Origin of the sequence: Teichococcus deserti, assembly GCF_001982615.1 — a bacterium.
Classification (GTDB): domain Bacteria; phylum Pseudomonadota; class Alphaproteobacteria; order Acetobacterales; family Acetobacteraceae; genus Pseudoroseomonas; species Pseudoroseomonas deserti.
This window is the reverse complement of record NZ_MLCO01000535.1, coordinates 1-2385: the sequence shown is the minus strand read 5'-3', so window position 1 is coordinate 2385 and position 2385 is coordinate 1. Positions and strand designations below refer to the sequence as shown.

Here is a 2385-nt window from a genome sequence, read left to right as displayed (position 1 = left end):
CCGCCGCGCGGCGGGCGAGGGTGGGGAAGCTCGACGAATCCCGCGGCAGCACCACCGGGGCGCCGGCGGCCAGCCCCTGCATGATGTCGGCCTTCTCCTCGGCGATGTCTTCCAGCGAGCCGAGATGGCCGATATGCGCGGCCTCCACCGTGGTGATGGCGGCGACATGCGGCGCGGCCAGGCGGGCCAGCGGCGCGATCTCGCCGCGGTGGTTCATGCCGATCTCGAGCACGCCATAGGCGGCGTCGCGCGGCATGCGGGCGAGCGTCAGCGGCAGGCCCCAATGGTTGTTGTAGCTGGCGACCGCGGCATGGGTCGGCGCCAGGGCGGACAGCCCGTGCCGCAGCATGTCCTTCGTCGTGGTCTTGCCGACGCTGCCGGTGATGGCGGCGATGCGCGCCCGGCTGCGGGCACGGCCGGCGGTGCCCAGCGCGCGCAGGCCGTCCAGCGTCTCGCCCACGCGCAGCAGCGGCGCATCGCCGGCGACACCCGGCGGGTCGCGGTCGACCAGCGCGGCGGCGGCGCCGCGCGCCAGGGCATCGGCCACGAAGTCATGGCCGTCGCGGGCGTCGCGCAGCGCCACGAACAGCTCGCCCGGGCCGGTGGCACGGCTGTCGATGCCGACCGCCTGGATCGCCAGCCCGTCGGGGCAGGTGCCGCCGGTCGCCGCGCGCAGCTCCTCCGAGGTCCAGAGCGGCGCGGTCATGCGCGTCCCCCCGCCAGCTGGCGGACGGTGGCGGCGTCGTCGAAAGGATGCGTCACGGCGCCGATGGTCTGGCCGGGCTCGTGGCCCTTGCCGGCGACCACCAGCACGTCGCCGGCGCCCAGCGCCGCGAGGCCTGCGGCGATGGCGTCGGCGCGGTCGCCGATTTCGGTGACGTCGACGGCTTGCGCCATGCCGGCGCGGATGGCGGCGCGGATCGCGGCCGGATCCTCGCTGCGCGGATTGTCGTCGGTGACGATGGCATGGTCGGCCAGGCGCGCGACGATCCCGCCCATCAGCGGGCGCTTGCCGGCGTCGCGGTCGCCGCCGGCGCCGAAGACGACATGCAGCCGGCCTTCGGCATGCGGGCGCAGCGCCAGCAGCAGCCGCTCCAGCGCATCGGGCGTGTGGGCATAGTCGACATAGACGGCCGAGCCGTTCGGCAGGCGGGCGGCCAGCTCCATCCGTCCGCGCACGCCGGCGAGGCGCGGCAGCAGCGCCACCACCTGGTCGGCCGCCATGCCGGAGGCGACGGCCAGGCCCGCCGCCAGCAGCACGTTGTCGGCCTGGAAGCGGCCCGGCAGCGGCAGGGCCAGCTCGACCGGCCGCCCGAAGACGGAGAGCGCCAGATGCTGCCCGTCGGGGCGCGGCGTGTAGGACAGCAGGCGGAAGGCCTCGCCGGCCTCGCCGACGGTTAGCAGCTTCAGGTGGCGGCGGCGGGCCACCGCCTGCAGCGCCTGCAGCATCTCGGGCGCCATGTCGGCATTGACCACGGCGCCGTCGCCCTGGTCGAGCAGCGTGTCGAACAGCCGCAGCTTGGCCGCGGCATAGCCGGCCATGCCGCCATGATAGTCCAGATGGTCGCGGGTCAGGTTGGAGAAGCCGGCGGCCGTCAGCAGCAGCCCGTCCAGCCGCCGCTGCTCCAGGCCGTGCGAAGAAGCCTCCAGCGCGACCTTCTGCACGCCGGCCTGGGCGAGCTCCGCCAGCATGGCATGCAGCGCCACCGGGTCGGGGGTGGTCTGCGACGGCGTCTCGGGGAAGCCCGGCGCCACCAGGCCCAGGGTGCCGAGCGAGGCCGCCTTGCAGCCGGCCAGCGTCCAGATCTGGCGCAGGAAATCGACCGTGCTGGTCTTGCCGTTGGTCCCTGTCACCGCGACGGCGACGCCCGGCTGCTGCGCGTAGAAGGCGCCGGCCATGCGGGCCAGCGCGCGGCGCGGATCGGGATCGAGCAGCAGCGGCCGCGGCGGCACGCCGGGCGGCCAGTCGGTGCCCTCGGGCGCCAGCACCACGCCGGCGCCGCGCGCCACCGCCTCGGCGATGAAGGCGCGGCCGTCGGCGCGCGCGCCGGGCAGGGCGGCGAAGAGGAAGCCGGGCGCCACCGCCCGGCTGTCCGCGGTCACCCCGGCAATCTCCATGGCGGGGGCGGCGCCGATGCTCGGATGGGTTCCGGGCGAGCGGCGCATGAGGTCACCGAGCCGCATCGATCCGCTCCACCTGCCGCTGCAGGGCAGGGTCGAGCGCGGTCAGCCGCAGCGGCACGGGCGCGGGCAGGTTGCCCGGGCGGGTCGGGATCGGCACCGCGCCGCGCGGCACCACCGGCGGCGCCGCATCGCCGCGCGGCGCGGCCGCCGGCTGCTGCGGCGCCGAAGCGCCCCGGCCCGCCGCGGTGCCGGGCGCTTCGG

General features: G+C 76.4%; 2 protein-coding genes and 1 pseudogene. All 3 read right to left on the bottom strand.

Annotated elements, in window-relative coordinates:
* The coding region (locus BKE38_RS29840) for a Mur ligase family protein (RefSeq protein WP_131829811.1) at positions 1-706 on the bottom strand (706 nt) is incomplete at its 3' end.
* Complete coding sequence (locus BKE38_RS29835) at positions 703-2166, bottom strand: UDP-N-acetylmuramoyl-L-alanyl-D-glutamate--2,6-diaminopimelate ligase (RefSeq protein ID WP_076960694.1); 1464 nt, start codon at positions 2164-2166, stop codon at positions 703-705. The genes BKE38_RS29835 and BKE38_RS29840, both read right to left, overlap by 4 nt.
* A 4-nt stretch (positions 2167-2170) precedes the next feature.
* Positions 2171-2385: pseudogene (locus BKE38_RS32680) on the bottom strand (hypothetical protein); the annotation flags it as partial.